This is a genomic window from Rahnella sp. AA, assembly GCF_002834385.1.
Taxonomy (GTDB): Bacteria; Pseudomonadota; Gammaproteobacteria; order Enterobacterales; family Enterobacteriaceae; genus Rahnella.
The window spans coordinates 524840-542039 of record NZ_PITQ01000001.1 but is presented as its reverse complement, the minus strand read 5'-3'; the positions used below and the strand labels follow the sequence as shown (position 1 = coordinate 542039).

General features: G+C 55.8%; 18 protein-coding genes. 13 read left to right on the top strand and 5 right to left on the bottom strand.

The features are described 5' to 3' along the window. Nucleotides 1-157: 157 nt before the first annotated feature. The 4 genes from CWS43_RS02430 (at nt 158) to CWS43_RS02415 (ending at nt 3781) form a co-directional block, all read left to right on the top strand. On the top strand, nt 158-817 hold the full coding sequence (locus CWS43_RS02430; protein WP_101075780.1) for a DUF1345 domain-containing protein: 660 nt from the start codon (nt 158-160) through the stop codon (nt 815-817). A 163-nt stretch (nt 818-980) separates the two neighbouring features. After that, the gene (locus CWS43_RS02425) at nt 981-1799 is read left to right on the top strand and encodes a transporter substrate-binding domain-containing protein (protein ID WP_101075261.1); all 819 of its coding nucleotides are present in this window, start codon (nt 981-983) and stop codon (nt 1797-1799) included. Beyond that, complete coding sequence (locus CWS43_RS02420) at nt 1799-2623, top strand: amino acid ABC transporter permease (protein ID WP_101075260.1); 825 nt, start codon at nt 1799-1801, stop codon at nt 2621-2623. The genes CWS43_RS02425 and CWS43_RS02420 overlap by 1 nt, the downstream gene beginning before the upstream one ends. Nucleotides 2624-2650: 27 nt before the next feature. Then, the gene (locus tag CWS43_RS02415) at nt 2651-3781 is read left to right on the top strand and encodes an aminotransferase class I/II-fold pyridoxal phosphate-dependent enzyme (protein WP_101075259.1); all 1131 of its coding nucleotides are present in this window, start codon (nt 2651-2653) and stop codon (nt 3779-3781) included. Here the strand turns inward: CWS43_RS02415 and CWS43_RS02410 are convergent, their stop codons facing one another. Continuing rightward, nucleotides 3782-4660 (bottom strand): LysR substrate-binding domain-containing protein, encoded by an 879-nt coding sequence (locus CWS43_RS02410; protein ID WP_101075258.1) that lies wholly within the window; start codon nt 4658-4660, stop codon nt 3782-3784. It lies immediately after the preceding gene. 117 nt (nt 4661-4777) lie between these two features. Between CWS43_RS02410 and CWS43_RS02405 the strand changes: the two genes are divergently transcribed. Continuing rightward, nucleotides 4778-6313 (top strand): MFS transporter, encoded by a 1536-nt coding sequence (locus tag CWS43_RS02405; RefSeq protein WP_101075257.1) that lies wholly within the window; start codon nt 4778-4780, stop codon nt 6311-6313. Here CWS43_RS02405 and CWS43_RS02400 read toward each other — a convergent pair. Next, nucleotides 6292-7071 carry a YdcF family protein gene (locus tag CWS43_RS02400; RefSeq protein ID WP_101075256.1) on the bottom strand — a complete coding sequence of 260 codons (780 nt, stop codon included), beginning with the start codon at nt 7069-7071 and terminating at the stop codon, nt 6292-6294. The genes CWS43_RS02405 and CWS43_RS02400 overlap by 22 nt on opposite strands. 368 nt (nt 7072-7439) lie before the next feature. Here CWS43_RS02400 and CWS43_RS02395 point away from each other — a divergent pair, with 368 nt between their 5' ends. The 6 genes from CWS43_RS02395 to CWS43_RS02365 all read left to right on the top strand — a co-directional run bounded on the left by CWS43_RS02395 (nt 7440) and on the right by CWS43_RS02365 (nt 13529). Further along, a complete protein-coding gene (locus tag CWS43_RS02395; protein WP_232776624.1) occupies nt 7440-8045 on the top strand; it encodes a spore coat U domain-containing protein in 606 nt (201 codons plus the stop codon). A gap of 65 nt (nt 8046-8110) precedes the next feature. Beyond that, nucleotides 8111-8626, top strand: coding sequence for a spore coat U domain-containing protein (locus CWS43_RS02390; RefSeq protein WP_101075255.1), 516 nt, complete (start codon nt 8111-8113; stop codon nt 8624-8626). A 12-nt stretch (nt 8627-8638) separates the two neighbouring features. Beyond that, nucleotides 8639-9169: a spore coat U domain-containing protein gene (locus tag CWS43_RS02385; RefSeq protein WP_101075254.1), complete on the top strand. Its 531-nt coding sequence runs from the start codon at nt 8639-8641 to the stop codon at nt 9167-9169. An 18-nt stretch (nt 9170-9187) separates the two neighbouring features. Next, complete coding sequence (locus CWS43_RS02380; RefSeq protein WP_101075253.1) at nt 9188-9985, top strand: molecular chaperone; 798 nt, start codon at nt 9188-9190, stop codon at nt 9983-9985. 15 nt (nt 9986-10000) lie between these two features. Continuing rightward, nucleotides 10001-12568 (top strand): fimbria/pilus outer membrane usher protein, encoded by a 2568-nt coding sequence (locus CWS43_RS27475; protein WP_232776618.1) that lies wholly within the window; start codon nt 10001-10003, stop codon nt 12566-12568. Further along, nucleotides 12552-13529 (top strand): spore coat protein U domain-containing protein, encoded by a 978-nt coding sequence (locus CWS43_RS02365; RefSeq protein WP_101075252.1) that lies wholly within the window; start codon nt 12552-12554, stop codon nt 13527-13529. The genes CWS43_RS27475 and CWS43_RS02365 overlap by 17 nt, the downstream gene beginning before the upstream one ends. 48 nt (nt 13530-13577) lie before the next feature. Here the strand turns inward: CWS43_RS02365 and CWS43_RS02360 are convergent, their stop codons facing one another. The 3 genes from CWS43_RS02360 to CWS43_RS02350 all read right to left on the bottom strand — a co-directional run bounded on the left by CWS43_RS02360 (nt 13578) and on the right by CWS43_RS02350 (nt 15761). Continuing rightward, a complete protein-coding gene (locus tag CWS43_RS02360) occupies nt 13578-14057 on the bottom strand; it encodes a cold-shock protein (RefSeq protein ID WP_101075251.1) in 480 nt (159 codons plus the stop codon). A 108-nt stretch (nt 14058-14165) separates the two neighbouring features. Beyond that, nucleotides 14166-14819 carry a DNA oxidative demethylase AlkB gene (alkB, locus tag CWS43_RS02355; protein ID WP_101075250.1) on the bottom strand — a complete coding sequence of 218 codons (654 nt, stop codon included), beginning with the start codon at nt 14817-14819 and terminating at the stop codon, nt 14166-14168. A 51-nt stretch (nt 14820-14870) separates the two neighbouring features. After that, complete coding sequence (locus CWS43_RS02350) at nt 14871-15761, bottom strand: LysR family transcriptional regulator (protein ID WP_101075249.1); 891 nt, start codon at nt 15759-15761, stop codon at nt 14871-14873. Nucleotides 15762-15852: 91 nt separating this feature from the next. Between CWS43_RS02350 and CWS43_RS02345 the strand changes: the two genes are divergently transcribed. After that, nucleotides 15853-16653 (top strand): isocitrate lyase/phosphoenolpyruvate mutase family protein, encoded by an 801-nt coding sequence (locus CWS43_RS02345; RefSeq protein WP_101075248.1) that lies wholly within the window; start codon nt 15853-15855, stop codon nt 16651-16653. 19 nt (nt 16654-16672) lie between these two features. Next, nucleotides 16673-17143: an ATP-binding protein gene (locus CWS43_RS02340; protein WP_232776616.1), complete on the top strand. Its 471-nt coding sequence runs from the start codon at nt 16673-16675 to the stop codon at nt 17141-17143. Nucleotides 17144-17200: the final 57 nt, after the last annotated feature.

Sequence of the window (17200 nt, the reverse complement as noted above, 5' to 3'; positions counted from 1 at the left end):
TAAGCGCAATGGAGACAACCTACTAAATCACTCCCGCGAAACCGGGTATTGGAAGAAATTGCGCAAAGGTAAAGAAGTAAAAATTGCCGCCATTACAAGCCTGCCATCTGCGTCTACCCTTAACGTATCCATTCCTTTTCGCAAAGCGCCTGACACCATGAGCCTTTCCCTTCGCCATTACCTGCATGCCCGTTCCCGGCTGGTGATTTCTATCATCGCCGGGCTGGTTTGTTTTTTCACCCTTCCCGCCCATCTCGGGATTTTGCAGCGTCTGATGATTGGCTGGAACGTACTGGCGTGGCTGTATTTGTTTTTCCTGTGGCTGCGGATGTTGCGCACTGAGCCGAAAGATATTCCGCACATCGCCAAAACGCAGGATGAAAGTGCCAGCATCGTGCTGACGCTGGTGACGCTGACCTGTCTGGTGAGCATTCTGGCGATCCTGATGGAGCTCGGGTCGCTTAAAGATCTCACCGGCAGCGCGCGGGCGTTGCACATTCTGCTGACCGCCACCACGCTGATTGCCTCCTGGGCGCTGCTGCCCACGTCGTTCGCCATGCATTACGCACATCATCACTATCTGCGGCGCAGCAAAGACTGCACGCCAATGATCTTCCCGGAAAAGCCCGACGAACCCGGTTACTGGGATTTTCTCTACTTCTCTTTCACCATTGCCGTGGCGTCGCAAACCGCTGACGTGGCGACCGGTACCACCGATATGCGGCAGATTGCGTTGTTACAGTCGGTGATTTCCTTCGTCTTCAATCTGGCTATTCTCGGGTTTTCCATTAACGTCGGCGCGGGATTGCTAAGCTAATTACTGACTTAGCGATTGAAGTAATACGCTGTATTTCGGGGGATTTTCGGCAGAGTTCACTGTAAGTCCAAAAAGGCGCACCTTGGACTTCTATACGTCTAAAACTTAGTGTAGGTTTTCACAATATTCCCCCAATTTGGTTACGTTTAAGGAAACTTTGCTTATGCGCACTTCGTTCGTTGCCCTGACCCTGCTGGCCTCCACGTTGTTTTCTGCCACCACCTTTGCCGGGTCGACGCTCGATCGCGTGACCAAAACCGGCGTTTTGCGCAATGCCATCGTCAATGACTATCCGCCTTTCGGCTTTATTGATGACAATAATCAGCTGGCGGGTTTTGACGTGGATGTCGCCAAAGCCGTGGCACAGCGCATGGGCGTGAAGCTGGAAATTATTGCGCCGGGCTGGGAAACGATTGTCGGCGGTAAATGGCAGGGGCGCTGGGATACCTGTATCTGCTCGATGACGCCAAATACCGAGCGCGCCAAAGTGCTGGATTTCCCGACGCCGTACTACAACTCTCCGGCGGTGCTGGTGGTGAATAAGAAAGATGACCGCATCAAATCCGCAGCGGATCTGAGCAATAAGAAAATCGGTGTCGGCATCGGTTCGACCTATGAAACGTACCTGCAAAAGGCGCTGGTTATTCCGGGCACAAAACCGCTGAACTTCCCGTTTGATAACGTGCAGGTGATCCCAAGTGACGAAGAGGTGGCGTTCCAGAATCTGGCGTTAGGGCCGGGCGTGCGTCTGGACGGCGTGGTGTCTGATTTAGCCACCGCCAATGCCCGCATCAAGCGTGCGCCGGTGTTCAAAATTGTCACCGAGCTGTACGCCGAACCGAACTGGGTGGCGACGGACAAAGGCGACGCCGAATGGGATAAGAAAGTCGCAGACACGATTAAATCGCTGCGCGACGACGGCACGCTGGCCAAAATTTCCCAGCACTGGCTGGGTGAAGATATTACGCACGAGGTACCGTGATGCCACAAATCCCGGACAGCCAGCCGAAGGTGGAAACCCCGGAACGCTGGCACCACGCGCACGCGTTTAAATTTAAAACCGGGCTGACGTGGCTGATTCTGCTCAGCCTGCTGCTCGGCACTTTCAGTAAAATGGGGCTGGACTGGAGCCTGATCGGTCAGAAATTGCCGTTCCTGCTCGGGCTGCGTCTGTCGCCGGACGGCTTTATTCAGGGCGCGGCGCTGACCATTATGATCACCGCCTGCTCGATGTTTTTCTGTCTGCTGATTGGCCTGATCACCGCGCTCGGGCGGATGTCCAAAAACGCGCTGGCGTTTGGCTGCGCGACGTTTTACGCCTCGCTGTTTCGCGGTACACCGCTGCTGGTTCAGGTGTTAATTATCTATCTGGCGCTGCCGCAGGTCGGGATTGTGCTCGGCGCGCTCAGCTCCGGCATTATCGCGCTGTCGATGAACTATGGCGCGTATCTGGCGGAAACCATCCGCAGCGGCGTGCTTTCCGTGCCGCGCGGCCAGCAGGAAGCCGCGCTGGCGCTCGGCGTTTCGCGCTGGACGGTGGCGGTTCACGTCACCGCACCGCAGGCGCTGCGCATTATTATTCCGCCCGCCGGTTCGATGTTTATTTCCATGCTGAAAGACTCGTCGCTGGTCTCGCTGATGGGGCTGTGGGAGCTGAATTTTCTCGCGCAATCCTACGGGCGAAGCACCTATCGTTATATGGAAATGCTGGCGACGGCAGCCGCGATATACTGGATTATGTCGATTGTTTTAGAGCTGCTGCAAAGCCGCCTTGAGCGCCGTTTTGCGCAGGGCCAGCGCCGCTGATGTTCAAATTTTATTAACGGGTGCGTCATGTCCTTTCCAGAAGATTTTCGTTTAATCAGCTACCTCTCACGGCTGGAACACGCCGTCCGTTTTCCGCTGTCGTCCTCTTATCCGGAATCAATGAGCATCGATACGCTGTTTGAACTGGCGGGAAACGAGCACCGCGCGCCTTTCATGCAAACCGTGCTGGATTACCCGCCGCTGCGCGGAACGCCTGAACTTCTCGAGGCCATCGCGTCCACGTACCGGCACATTACGCCGCAGCAGGTCATCAGTTTTGCCGGTGCCGACGAAGCGATTTATGCCAGTTTTCAGATGCTGCTCGAACCAGGCGATCACGCGGTCGTGATCACGCCCAATTATCAGTCGCTGGAAAGCGTGCCGCTGTCGCGCTGTTCCGTCACCGGCGTGGCGCTCGATGAAAACAACGACTGGGCGCTGGACGTGGAAAAAGTGCGGGCTGCGCTGCGTGAAAATACCAAAGTGCTGGCGATTAACTTCCCGCACAACCCGACCGGCGCTCTGATTTCCCACCAGCAACTCACGGATCTGGTGGACATGTGCCGCGCACGCGGGATCTGGATTTTCTCCGATGAAGTGTACCGGCTGACTGAGTTTGATCCGGCGGATCGTCTGCCCCAGCTGGCCGATATTTACGAACGCGGGATCTCGCTGAATGTGACGTCTAAAGCCTACGGATTGCCCGGCCTGCGTATCGGCTGGGTGGCGTGTCAGGATGACGCGTGGATGCTGAAACTCGAACGCATGAAGCAGTATCTGTCGATCTGCAATTCCATGCCCGGCGAGTTCCTGACGACGATTGCGCTCAACGCCCGCGCGCCGATCCTTGAGCGAGTCATGACGCGTTCGCGCAGCCAGCTCGCCGCGCTGACAGAGTTTCTGGCGCGCTATCCGCATCTGTTCCGGCTTTCCGTGCCAAAAGCCGGTGTGCTGGCGTTTCCGCGTTATCTGGGGTCGGAAGGCGCAGAAGCATTCGCCACCACACTGGTGGAAGAAACCGGGGTGATGGTCATTCCTTCCGTGACTTACGCCTCTGAACTGACGCCGGTTTCGGAAGATTTTCTGCGTATTGGCTTTGGCCGCGAAAATCTGGAACAGGCGCTGACGGAAACGGGCAAATGGCTGGATCGCCGGTGATCATCCCAGTACTTTTTTACTGGCCAGAAAATCAATAAATACCCGCACCTTAGGCAGCATATGGCGGCTGCTCGGCCAGACCACCGAGAACTTGCCGCCTTCTTTCTGAAAGCTGTCCAGCACCGAAATAAGCTCACCGGAGGCCAGATAATTGCGCACGATAAACTCCGGCACATACGCCAGCCCCAGCCCCTGCACCGCCGCCTGAAGTATCGATTCCATGTTATTGCTGCTCAGCGCCAGCGGCAGTTCCTCCGGCGTTTCACTCAGCTCCCACGCCTGCCATTGCCCGTTGCCCGGGAACCGGTAACGCAGGCAGGCGTGATGACGTAAATCGCCCGGCGTCAGCGGAGCCGGGTGTTGGGCAAAATAACCGGGGCTGCCGACAATGGCAAACCGGAAGGGCCCGAGACGGCGCGACATCATCTGCGAACTGTTCAGCTCGCCGCTGCGGATAGCAATATCAAACCCTTCATCAATGACGTCCACCATGCGGTCACTGAAATCCAGATCCAGCTCAACGTCGGGATAGCGGGTGCGGAATTCCGGCAAATGCGGCAACAGCATGCGGTAACCGATGGCCGGCGCGGTGATGCGCAATTTGCCGCGCGGCACGGCGGAAATCCGCACCAGCTCCTGCTCGGCTTCTTCCAGCTGCGTGACGATATTCTGGCAGCGTTCGAAAAAAAGCTGGCCTTCGTCGGTCAGGCTGATGCGTCGCGTGCTGCGGTTAAACAGCCGCACGTTGAGCTTTTCCTCCAGGCGCGCCACGCTTTTCCCCACCGCCGACGCCGAAATGCCTATGCGTTCAGCCGCCGCCGCAAAACTCTGGCTTTGCGCCGCGCGGACAAACGCCAGCAAACCGTTCAGATTCTCCACTTCACTCCCCCCGCTATTCGAGCGTTTTAGTCCTTAATCATCGGACTCACAGCCTGTTTCCGCAAGATTACCGACATTTTATCATCTATGTCACGACTCTTTCCGTTGGGGAAATCAATGAACACATCATCCACACAGGCCACAGGCAACCTCAGGGTTTTGTTCACCGTCTGCCTGGCGGCGGTGATCCTGCCGCTCAATTTTGTCAGCGGTGCCGTTGCCACACCCGCCATCGCCCGTGAACTCGGCGGCAGCGCGCAGGCGCTGAGCTGGATAACCAATTCCTTCATGCTGACATTCGGCTGTTTTCTGATGGCGGCCGGTGCGCTGGCCGATGAAATCGGGCGCAAAAAAGTGTTTATCAGCGGCGTTTCACTGTTCGCCCTGCTTTCGCTGTTACAGGCCTTCAGCAGCAGTTTGCTGTGGACTGATTTACTGCGCGGCGCACAGGGGATTGCCGCCGCCGGTGCGCTGGCGGGCGGTGCAGCGGCCCTGGCGCAGGAATTTGATGGCGCTGCGCGAACCCGCGCGTTCAGCCTGATGGGCAGCAGTTTTGGCGTCGGGCTGGCGTTCGGGCCGTTTCTGGCCGGATTGCTTATCGCGCATTTCGGCTGGCGTTCGGTCTTTTTCTCCGCCGCCGCCATCGCGCTGATTTCGCTGCTGAGCGGGACGTCGAAAATGCACGAAACGCGAAATCCGCAGGCCGCCGGTATCGACTGGCCGGGCACGGTGTCGTTTACCGCCATGCTGGCGCTGCTGACCTGGGCGCTGATGGAAATTCCGCAGTCCGGCCTGAACAGCCCGCAGGTGCTGGCGATGCTGGCGGGTGCGGCGGTGTTACTGGGGATTTTCGTGGCGGTTGAGCTGCGCGTGAAAAACCCGATGTTGGATTTATCGCTGTTCCGCTACGTGCGTTTTATCGGCGTGCAGGCGCTGCCGCTGGCGACCGGTTTCTGTTTTGTGGTGCTGCTGGTGGTACTGCCAATGCTGTTTATCGGCGTCACCGGGCTGAGCGAAGAGCGTGCAGGGCTGATGATGATGGCGCTTTCGGTGCCGATGCTGGTCGTGCCGCTGCTGGCCGCGTGGCTGACGCGCTGGATATCCGCAGGCATATTGTGCACTTCGGGCTTAGTGATTGCCGCCGCCGGTTTGGGCTGGCTCAGCAAAGCGGTGCTGGCGCAGGATCTGGCGGGCATGATCGCGCCGATGCTGATCATCGGCGTTGGTACGGGTTTACCCTGGGGTTTGATGGACGGGCTTTCAGTCAGCGTTGTACCAAAAGAACGGGCAGGCATGGCGACCGGAATTTTCAGCACCACGCGCGTGGCCGGTGAAGGGATTTCGCTGGCGATTGTCGGCGCCATTCTCTCAGCACTCACTCATAACGCGCTGGCGGCACAATTTACCGGCGGGGAAATCAGTCAGGCGGCGCAGCGGCTGGCGACCGGCAATCTGGCGGTCGCGCAGCAGCTCATTCCGCAAGCCAGCACTGCGCAGCTTCAGGCGCTTTATGCCGCCTCGCTGCACCCGCTGTTGCTGTGCCTGACGGGTATTACGCTGTTTTCCGCGCTGGTGGTTTTGCTGGCGCTGCGCGGCAATCATCAGGAAACGGCAGAAACCACCGCCGTCTGTCAGAAGGATCTGTCGCCGTAACCGGCTTCAAGAACCGGGCGCAGCAGCCGCGCATAAATTTCTTCAATCTCTGCCGGTATTTCAACTTCGGCAATAAAGCCCGCCCCGCGCGGGCCGTAGCCTCCCGGCGCATTACGCAGACGCGGGATTTCGCCCAGCAGCAGGGAGATAAAGCGCGGCAGCGTCCACAGGCCGGTCTGTGTGGTTCCGGCAAATTTCACGCTTTCGCCTTCGCGCACCAGTTCCGGCACCAGAACTGGCCAGCTCGTGAAGCGGACGTCAGGGCGATCGCGCCAGACGTGGCGGAAACTGGCGTCGGTACGCAATTGCATCAGCGGATCCTGCGTCAGGATAATGTCCGTATGCTGGTCACCGTACTCTTCAAGCACACGCCGCGCCTGTAACGCATTATCACCGCAGTTGGTCGACGCCGTTTCCAGCAGGATATGTTCCGGGGAAAGCCCGAAATGCTGTAAGCCGATGTCGTACAACACTTGCGCCTCACTGCGGCCTTCGGTGGCGATATTGCTGTAAACCGGGTGCTGCTGCACCGCGTCATACAGCAAACGGGTCGAATGCCCGATGCCACCGGCAATCAGCAGGCGTGCAACGCGCCCCTGCGCCAGCGCCTGAAACGCCGCTTCAGCGGTGGGCAAAATCGCGTTACCCAGCAAGATCAGCAAAGAGGGCGTACCAGTCACCCCATTTCCCCCGGTCTGGTCGAAGGAGAGAAAACGCGCCAGCCGGTTCATATCATTCATGACAGGATCAGAAAACATCAGAAGCTCCGTTGGACAGTTACCTTACGAAAAACCAATAACATCACAGTCAAAATGGTTAAAAAACCTCATCCTTACACTTGATTAACAAGACACTAATCATCACAAAAACAAAATTATAAGAATAAAAAATTGATAACAGTTAATTTATAGAATTTTTATCCTTATTAGAGAAAATGCAGAAAAGATCCCCTTAAGGTAAATTTATTAACTTATATTTAACCATAACGGCGTGTTTCATCATGTGTTTAAGGTCAGGGATGTCTTCGGTTGTAGCTGAAAAACATAAGTCCCAGCCTGAATGCCGTTTATTACCAACTTTTCTTGCAGTTTTTAGCGTTGATTATTAACCACCAGAGGATTTCCACATGCAACCGGAATCACGTTGCATGAATACACATCTGTGTACGTTGTTATTGGGAGTCATCATGGGCGAAAAAAATTCTTTATTACTGGCAATTCTCGCGGCTGTCACGCTGACATTAGCCACAGGCGCACAAGCGGCCGGTACCTTAACAGGGCAAGTGGGCGTTCAGCTGACCATCAGCACGGGTTGTACCGTCGGCAATGGTACCGCAACCGGGGGGACCAACCAGTGGGGTACCCTGAATTTTGGTAACTATGCCGATCTGACCAGTGTTATCAACGGCACCGTCCTGGGTGCCAACGGGACCAGCGCGGTCACCGTGACATGCAGCACCGGCCTGAGCCCGACGCTGTCACTCAACGGCGGGCTGGCAGCCACCGGAGGCGTGCGTACCATGACCTCCAGCGGCAACAGCATTCCTTATCGCCTCTATTCTGACGCCGCACGTACCACCGAAATCGCGATTAATACGCCTGTTACCCTCGGAACGGGTACCACAGCGCAAAATATCCCGATTTACGGGCGCGTATTACCTTCAGACCAAACCAGCACAACACCCGCTGCGGGCACCTATAACGATACCGTAGTCGCAACACTTTCCTGGTAATGCCTTAAAGCGTCAGGGCCTGCTACGGCCCTGTACGACTTATTTTATACATGGAAGGAAAGGTTATGGACATCAAGGTACCGCTGTTGCCAGCCCTGATAGCGCTGTCATTTCAGGCGGCGATCCCGTCCGTTCAATCCGCGACGATTGGGATAACCGCAACCTTACTGCCTGCCTGTGCGGCGGGTACAACGACGTCCGGAAATACTTCCTTCGGCACTTTCAATTTCGGCAACTACGCCACGCTTACCAGCACCATCAACGCAGCCAGCTCACAGCTTGCGGGTTCCATCCGGGTGAACTGCGTTAACGGCCTGAGCTATAAAATACTGATGGATGGTGGCGTCAGCGGCACCGTCGCCAGCCGCAAAATGGCCAATACCACCAACAGCGCACTGACGATTTTGTACAACCTCTACACCACGGCCAGCCGCACGACCATTTGGGATAACACGACCGGCCAGACTGGTACGGGCAACGGCGCCGATCAGTGGTATACGGTTTATGGCCGTGTGCCGTCGCAAACCACGCCCGCCGCGGGCTCGTATACGGATACGGTCAATGTTACCGTCAGCTGGTAGCGGGGCCACATGATGCCTGAACGCTGCCTCACCCCGCTGACCATTGCGTTCCTGCTCCTGACGCCTGCCGTGCAAGCGGCCACTGCCACGACCAGTTTTTCCGTGACCGCCACCGTCACCAACGGTTGTGCATTCGGTAATTCACTCGCCAGCCCGATAACCAATCTCGGCACCATTAACTTTGGATCCTTTGCCTCTGTGCCGGCCAACGTCGACGTTGTCAGCAGCGCCGGTGCCGGCTCCGTCGTCGTGACCTGCACGCCCGGAGCGACGGTTTCGATAGCCATGGACTATGGCATACACGGAGGCTCGGCCACACAACGTTATATGGCAAACAGCGGCGCAACCGCCACGCTGGCTTACCAGCTTTACCAGAACGCCGCGCACAGCGTGGTCTGGGGGACCGGTACGCAGGCAATGAGCATCAGCAGTTTTCCCGCCACAACACAAACTTACCCGGTTTACGCCCGGCTACTTTCATTCACGACATCACCCACTGCGGGCACTTACACCGACACGGTGACCGTGACGTTAACTTATTGAATCATCAGGATATGAAATATGACACAACCCTTTAATCGCTTTGTTTCTCACCTGCTGCTTCTGCTCGCCCTGCTGTTCAGCGCACAGGCTTTTTCGGCCAGTTCGGTGCTGGTTTGGCCGGTCTATCAGATCATCGAATCTGACCAGAACGGTTCGGCCCTGTGGCTGGAAAACCGCGGGGCGGATCCGGTATCGCTTCAGGTTCGGGTGATGGCCTGGAAGCAGGAGAATTTTAATGAGCGCTACGCCACCCAGACAGACGTGGTCGCCAGCCCGCCATTTGCCACTGTCGCACCGGGCCAGCGCCAGCTTATTCGTTTAATCCGCAATACGACCGTGCCACCTAAGACAGAAAAAGCGTTTCGGATCATTGTCGATGAGATCCCTTCTCCGCTGAATGCGGCACCGGAAAGCCAGAAAAAAGCCGTCGTCGGGCTGCAATTGCAGATGCGCTATCTGCTGCCGTTATTTCTCGATGGTGAGGGGCTCTGGACCAACGACCGCACCGATGTAAAGCGTGATCCGGCTTCGGCAACCAAACCCGTATTGAAATGGAGTATCGACACAGAGGGAGGAAAAATGTTTCTGAAAGTACGCAATACCGGCACGGTTCACGCCCGTCTGAGCAATGTGTTCTGGTCAGCCAGCGGTAACGTCAGACAAGGGGTAAAAACGATGGTCGCCGGTTTTATGGGATACGTGTTGCCCGGCCAGGAAATGCGCTGGCCCGTGCCTGCGGGGATTATTCCGGGCGGGCAACTGAACGCGCAAATTGCGGATAACACCCGGCCTATTGTGATCCCACGCGCAGAGTAAGGTCCGTTGCAAAAAATGCCATTACAGCGCCTGACCACTTTTATCAGACGTGCTTGCCGTCCTGAGTACGGCCTGTACCTGATTTACGCAGGAAGCCTCGGCCTCTCGGGATTTCCCGTGGCCGTGCTCGCGGATGAGTACGGGGCATTGCCGGATGCACCGCGCGCCGCGCCGGCCGTTCAGGATGTCACCTATTATCTGTCGCTGGTGGTTAACGGGCAGACGGACAATCAGGTTGTACCGGTGCTGTATCGTGACAATGCTTATTTTATTGAGTCCGGCGTGCTGGCGAAAAACCATGTGCGCACGAATGGTCAGGATCAGGGGTTAGTGAACGTTTCCGCCCTGCCCGGCGTGAAAGCCACCTACAACGCTGCGGTGCAGCAGATGGTTATTCAGGTTCCTGATGACTGGCTGCCGAGGCAGGATGTCAGCAGCGATAATCTGATCGGATTTACGCCCTCTCAGAGCAGTACCGGTTTGCTGTTCAACTACGACGCATATTATACCGATCCGTATGAAGGACAGCGCTCGGTGGCCACCTGGCTGGAACAGCGTTTGTTCAGCAGCGTCGGGATCCTCACCAATACCGGCACGCTGCGCGAGAATCTGGGTGGCAGCAACGGCAGTGACTCCGGGGCGCAAAGCGGCTACCTGCGCTATGACACCTACTGGCGCTACAACGACGAGCAGCAGCTGGTCAGCTATCAGGTCGGGGATTTTGTCAGTAACTCGCTGACCTGGAGCAATTCAGCCCGTATGGCGGGGCTTCGCATCAGCCGCGATTTCGGCGTCCGGCCGGATCTGGTGACGTATCCTTTGCTGCAATACAGCGGGACAGCCGCCGTGCCAACGACGGTCGATTTGTTCCTCAACGGGTATAAGGCCAGCAGTAATAACCTGAATTCGGGCCCGTTCACCCTCACAAATGTGCCCTACATTAACGGCGCGGGTGAGGCGACGGTTGTGACCACCGATGCCTTAGGCAGGCAGGTTTCTACCAGCGTGCCGTTTTATGTTTCGAACACATTGCTGCGCAAAGGGCTGAGCGATTTCGATCTGTCGCTGGGTGCCGTGCGGCAAAACTATGGCATCACCAGCGGGGATTACTCGGACGCGGCGTTCAGCGGCATTTACCGTTACGGCATCAATAACTATCTGACCCTTTCCTCACACGCGGAGGCCACGCAGGGGCTGGCGCTGGGCGGCCTGGGGGCGGATGTTGCCGTGGGCCATTGGGGAACATTCAGCCTGTCTGCCAGCCAGAGCCGTGCTAATCGTGCGCCAATGGACAGCGGCGATTTGCCTGCCAATAACAGTAACGTAAATCCGAATTTTAATGCCAACGGCATTCCCGATAATAGCGGTCAGATCAGCGCCTCACCCAATTCTGACGGGGATACCGACAAAAAAAGTGGCAATCAGTACACGGTCGGTTACTCCTATTATTCCAACCGCTTCAGCCTCTCGGCTTTACGCTCAAGCCGCAGCCCGGGATTTCAGGACCTGACTTCTTACACCAGTGACACCCGTCTGAGCCGTCAGGCCGATCAGGTGACGTTCAGCACCTCGCCGTTCGGCCCGTCCAACGGCACCGTCGGGATTGGCTATTACGACGTAGAGGCTTACGACAAAAGTCATACCCGGCTGCTGAATTTCTCCTACAGCCGCTCGCTGTGGGGGCAAAGCAGTATGTTTTTATCACTGAACAAAACGCTGAGCGACAGCGGTTATAGCGCACAGCTGCAATTTATTGTGCCGCTGGATTCAGGGGCCAGCGTCACGGCAGGCATGCAACGTGACAGCGCAGGAAACTATCAGGAACAGCTCAGCGCCAGCAAAACAGCACCGACCGAAGGCGGGCTGGGCTGGAATCTGGCCTATACCGGCGGCAGAGATCCTTATCAGCAGGCAGATGCCACCTGGAAAACCCGCTACGCCACGCTTGAAGGGGGAATATATGGTGCAACCGGCAAGTACACCAACTGGGCCGATCTCAGCGGTTCGGTGGTGTTTATGGCGAATGACTTCTTCCTCTCAGACAAAATCAATGACGCCTTTATCGTGGTTGATACCGGCAATTACGCCGGTGTCCCCGTGATGTTTGAAAACCAGAAACAGGGGGTGACCGATAAAAACGGCCATCTGCTAATCCCAACCGTCAGCTCGTATTATCCGGCCAAAGTCGATATCGATACGCTGCCGTTGCCTGCCGATGTGGTGGCAACCAAAGTCTCCGACAAAATTTCCGTACGCCAGAGCAGCGGCATTGTGGTGGAGTTTCATGTGAAGAAAGTACTGTCAGCGAATATCACCCTGCAGGATGTTCAGGGCCAGCCACTGAAATTGGGCACGGTCGTCACTGAGCAAAATAGCCAGCAAACCACCGTCGTCGGCTATGGCGGTCTGGCCTACTTCAGCAACCTTACGCCACACAACATGCTGAGTATTCGCCAGGAAGACGGCTCACTTTGCCGGATCGGCTTCGACCTTAACGTGAACAAACATAGCATCGAGCAGGTCGGGCCGCTGGTGTGTCGCAATGGCGCAGTCACAGGAGAGAAAAATGAACAGAAAGGGTAAGTGGATTTACAGGGTGTTCTCCGGTTTGCTGATGATTAGTGCCCTTTTCGGTAGCATTCAGGCGGCTCAGGCGGCCTGTACCAGTTCTTCCGGCGCAGGCACATTTACATCCAACAATTCCTTCACCGTCGGTACCACGTCTGAAATGGCCACGGCGACCAGCGGGTTTGTTTGTTCCGGCAGCGTGCTGTCCCTGCTCAGCACCAACACAGTCACGGCGACCATCGCCTCAACCACCAATGCCACAGGTACCACCGCACGGCTGTATAACGCCACCACAAAACAGTATCTGCCTTACATCATCTGTCAGGACAACGGATGCAACGTGCCGGTTAACGTCGGGTCTTCCACAACCTGGAGCAGCACCACGCTGCTGGGCCTGCTGGGCTTATTCAACGCCAGTGATGGCAGCCTGCCGCTGTATCTGAAAACCGCTACCGGCTCGAATCTGGCGGCCGGCACCTATACGGATAGCATCAACATTAACTGGGCATACCATATTTGCTTTATCGGCGTGTTAGGTGCCTGCGTGTATACCGACGGTACGGCCACAACCAGCATCGCCGTGACGCTGATAGTCACCAATTATTGTTATATCGACAATGCCCCGAATGTCAGCTTCGGTTCTGCCGCATTTCCGGCAGGCTTCGCCTCCGTGACCTCAAATGCCCTGAGCGTTCGCTGCACGCTGAGCGCGACATACACCGTCAACCTGGCCAGCAGCAATGCGAGCAACGGGCAGTACCGGCAGATGTCTTCGACCGTCAATTCTGTGACCAGTTATCTGCAATACCAGCTGTTCAAAGCCGATACCACGGTCTGGACGGCAGCCACCAACGCGTCACTGACAGGCACCGGTTTATCGCAAAGTATTCCCTACACGGCGACGGTCAATGCCTCACAGGCGAACGTGCCCGCGGGCAGTTACAGCGATACGATATTGGTGACGGTGACGTACTAAAGGGGCAGAACAGAACCGGTGCAACGAATGCGCACCGGTTTTGAGATCTTATAACGCTTTCAGCGTTTTAATCGTGGCGTCCACGTCAATTTCATCTTCCGTGAATACATAGGTGCTGTTCTGGAAGGTGGTGATCAGCAGCTTTTTCATGGTACGCGTTGCGGCTTTTTTCTCTTCTTCCTGCGGACGGATACGGTTCATCAGCAGGCCGACAGAAAGCACGGCGTTTTCTTTGTCGATTTTGGTTTCAACCGGCACTTCTTCGTTGAAGGCCAGGAAAGATTTGATGCTGGTGATTTTGATACGCTCACCGGCAATAAAGATGTATTTGCTTTCAGGCTCCACTTTAACCGCAAAGGCGGAAAGGCCTTTGTTATTGGTGGTTGGCTCAAAAGTGACTGCCGCATCTTTCTTAATCAGCTCAGGGTTTGCGACTTTAATCACGTGGAAATAACGGTTATCGCCGTTTTCATCTTTGATAAAACCGAAACCTTTATCTTCAAACCAGGTTGTGATTACGCCGTTCATCGCTTACCGCCTAAGTAATTATTCGTTCAACATGTCAGTTTTTTCAGGGCGGCAGTGTAAAGCAGAATGCGGACAAAGTCCTGTGCTTTACGGCCTGTTCACCCCATTCTATGTCGCTTTCCGGAATGTCAGGTTAAACCTGTACTGCCCGGTCAGCGGATGTTCGCCCGCTTTCAGCGGTAAAACGCCGTGATAGCGCAGCCGCGACGGGCCGCCCCACACCACGATATCGCCATGCGTCAGAGTGATGCGCTGCGTTTTGTCATTACGTTCCAGCCCGCCGAACTGAAACACCGCCGGTAATCCGAGGGAAATCGAGACAATCGGCTGCCCGAAGTCATGCTCGTCTTTATCCTGATGCAGGCTCATTTTTGCGCCCGGCTGATAGCGGTTAATCAGGCAGGCATCCGGATTAAACCCCGGGAAACCGGCCTGCTCTGCGGCATTCACCGCGATATCACGAAACAGTTCCGGCATTGCTGGCCACTGCTGCTGGCTTTCGGGGGAAACCGCCTGATAGCGGTAACCGGCATCATCTGTAACCCAGCCGACATCGCCGCAGTTGGTCATCGCTACGGACATCGCATACCCGCCCGGCGTCGCGCGATACTGAAACGGCACCAGCCCGGCGATCCGGTCGATCTCCGCCAGCAGCGCCGTATCGTTTTCAAGCGCCGCACCACGCAGCACCACTGCGCCGGGAAAAAGATCTTCACGCCAGTGCGGGTGAAAATCGGGATGATCAAAAAGATCCAAATTCATATCAGCCTCCGCATTGCCTGTCAGATAAGTATAACGGATGTCGCCTGATCGTCATTTGTGCTGCCAGCGTGATGACAAAAAACTGAGAAGCGCCTGGGCTGCCGGGCCGATATGCCGGTTTGGTCGCACGCAATAAACACCGGTTTCCCGCCCCGCCCACTGCGGTAGCACCTGCATCAGGCTGCCCGCTTCAATCGCTGCGGCCATCGTGACCGCAGAATGAAATGCAATGCCATGGGCATCGATGCAAAGCCGCCGCGCCGCATCAGCATTATCGACTTTAACGGACCCTTTGGGTGCCAGCGTGCGCTCTTCACCGCCGGAAAATAACCGCCAGAGCACGCCGTCCTGACTGGCCGAGGAGACAATACATTCATGCTGATTAAGGTCTTCCGGCACCTGCGGCGCGCCGTGTTTTTCCAGATATGCCGGGGCAGCCACCAGGATCCGCCGGTTATCCAGCATCTTATGAACAATCAGGGAGGAATCCTTCATACGACCAATACGAAATGCCAGCATGATGCCTTCCGCAACCAGATCAGCGTAGTCATCGGTCAGACGCAGATCCAGCTGTACCAGCGGATAAGCCGCCAGAAATTCACGCAAGTAAGGCACAATATGCGTGTGGCCAAACGCTACGGGCGCACTGACCACCAGCGGGCCATACGGAAGATCCTGCTCATCACGCGCCATTTCAGCGGCGTTTTTCAGTTGCAACAGCGCCTGATTGCATTGTGAAAAATAACGTTTTCCCGTTTCAGTCAAAGACATCGCCCGCGTTGTCCGGTTTAGCAGTGTGGTGCCCAGTTCCTGCTCCAGCGTTCTGATAAAACGGCTGACAGAGGAAGGTGTCACCCCGAGCGCATGGGCGGCGCGGGCAAAGCTATGATGTTCAACGACAGCGACAAAGGTTTGCACCAGGTGCAGCGAAGGCTCGCTCATTATTGCTCACAAAGAATCAATGAATGTTATTTCAGGCTATTATCAAGAAAATTCAGCATGATTAGAATGTTTCTTTTTTAAGGAATATTTTATGAAAACGCTTTCTCAATCCGCATTTCGTGAACTTCATCTGCAAGATAAACCTTTGAAATTACCCAATGCCTGGGATGCGGGCAGCGCACGTCAGATAGAGAGCCTTGGCGCGGCGGCGATTGCCACCACCAGCGCAGGCGTGGCCTGGTCTCTGGGATATCGCGACGGCAACGCCCTGCCGGTCGATGAATACGTTGCCCGTGCAGCGTCTATTGCGCGGATCATTTCGGTGCCCCTTTCTGCGGATATTGAAGGTGGTTATAGTGATGACCCTGCCCAAATTGCCCTGACCGTTTCGCGTTTGATCGATGCCGGTATTGCCGGTATTAATATAGAAGACGGCGCCGGGGCGCCTGACTTGCTGTGCAGAAAAATTGCAGCAATCAGGGAAACGTGTGCCCGCAAAGGGGCTGATCTGTATATCAACGTGCGTACCGATGTGTATGTCCGTCATTTGGCCCCGGCGGAAAACAAAGTGGCCGAAGTGATAACAAGAGCACAGGGTTACAGCAATGCCGGCGCTGACGGGCTTTTTGTACTGGGATTAACGGATACCGGTGAAATGCGCGCTATCACTGACCGCAGCGCATTATTGCTCAACGTTGCTGCCTGGCCGGGGCTTCCCCCCTTGCAAGAACTCGCCTGCGCAGGCGTGCGCCGTCTCAGTGCCGGTTCCTGGCTGCCACAAACCTTGTGGGCGGTGAATGCACGGTTAGTCAGCGGTTTTTTAGATAACGACGCCATGACGCCGATGTTCGAAAACGCAGCGCCTTATTCTGAAATCAACGGGATGTTTTAACATGCTGGAAAACCAGACAATGCTGCATATTTTATGCGGCAAAATAGCATCAGGAAAATCGACCCTTGCGCTTGAACTGGTCAGGCAACCGGCGACAGTGATCATCAGCGAAGACAGATGGTTATCGCAGTTATATAAAGACGAAATGCGCACAATCGAAGATTATGTCCGCTGCACGGCAAAGCTTAGAGATGCCATGGCACCGCATGTGGTTTCATTGCTCAAAGCCGGTATATCCGTTGTGCTCGATTTCCCGGCCAATACCCGCGCAAACCGGCAGTGGATGATGAGTATTATCAAGGATTCAGGCGCAAACCACTGCCTGCATTATCTGAACGTGCCCGCAGAGGTGTGCAAATCCCGGTTGCATGCCCGTAATCAGACGGGCCTGCATGATTTTGTGGTCACGGATGAACAGTTTGAACTGATATCCCGCCATTTCGCCGTGCCGGAAGCAGAAGAAGGTTTCAATATTATTCAATATGGCTGAACAGGCGGAAAGAAGAAGGAACGCGATAATTGTCGGGTTTTATCGTTTCAGCTAAGG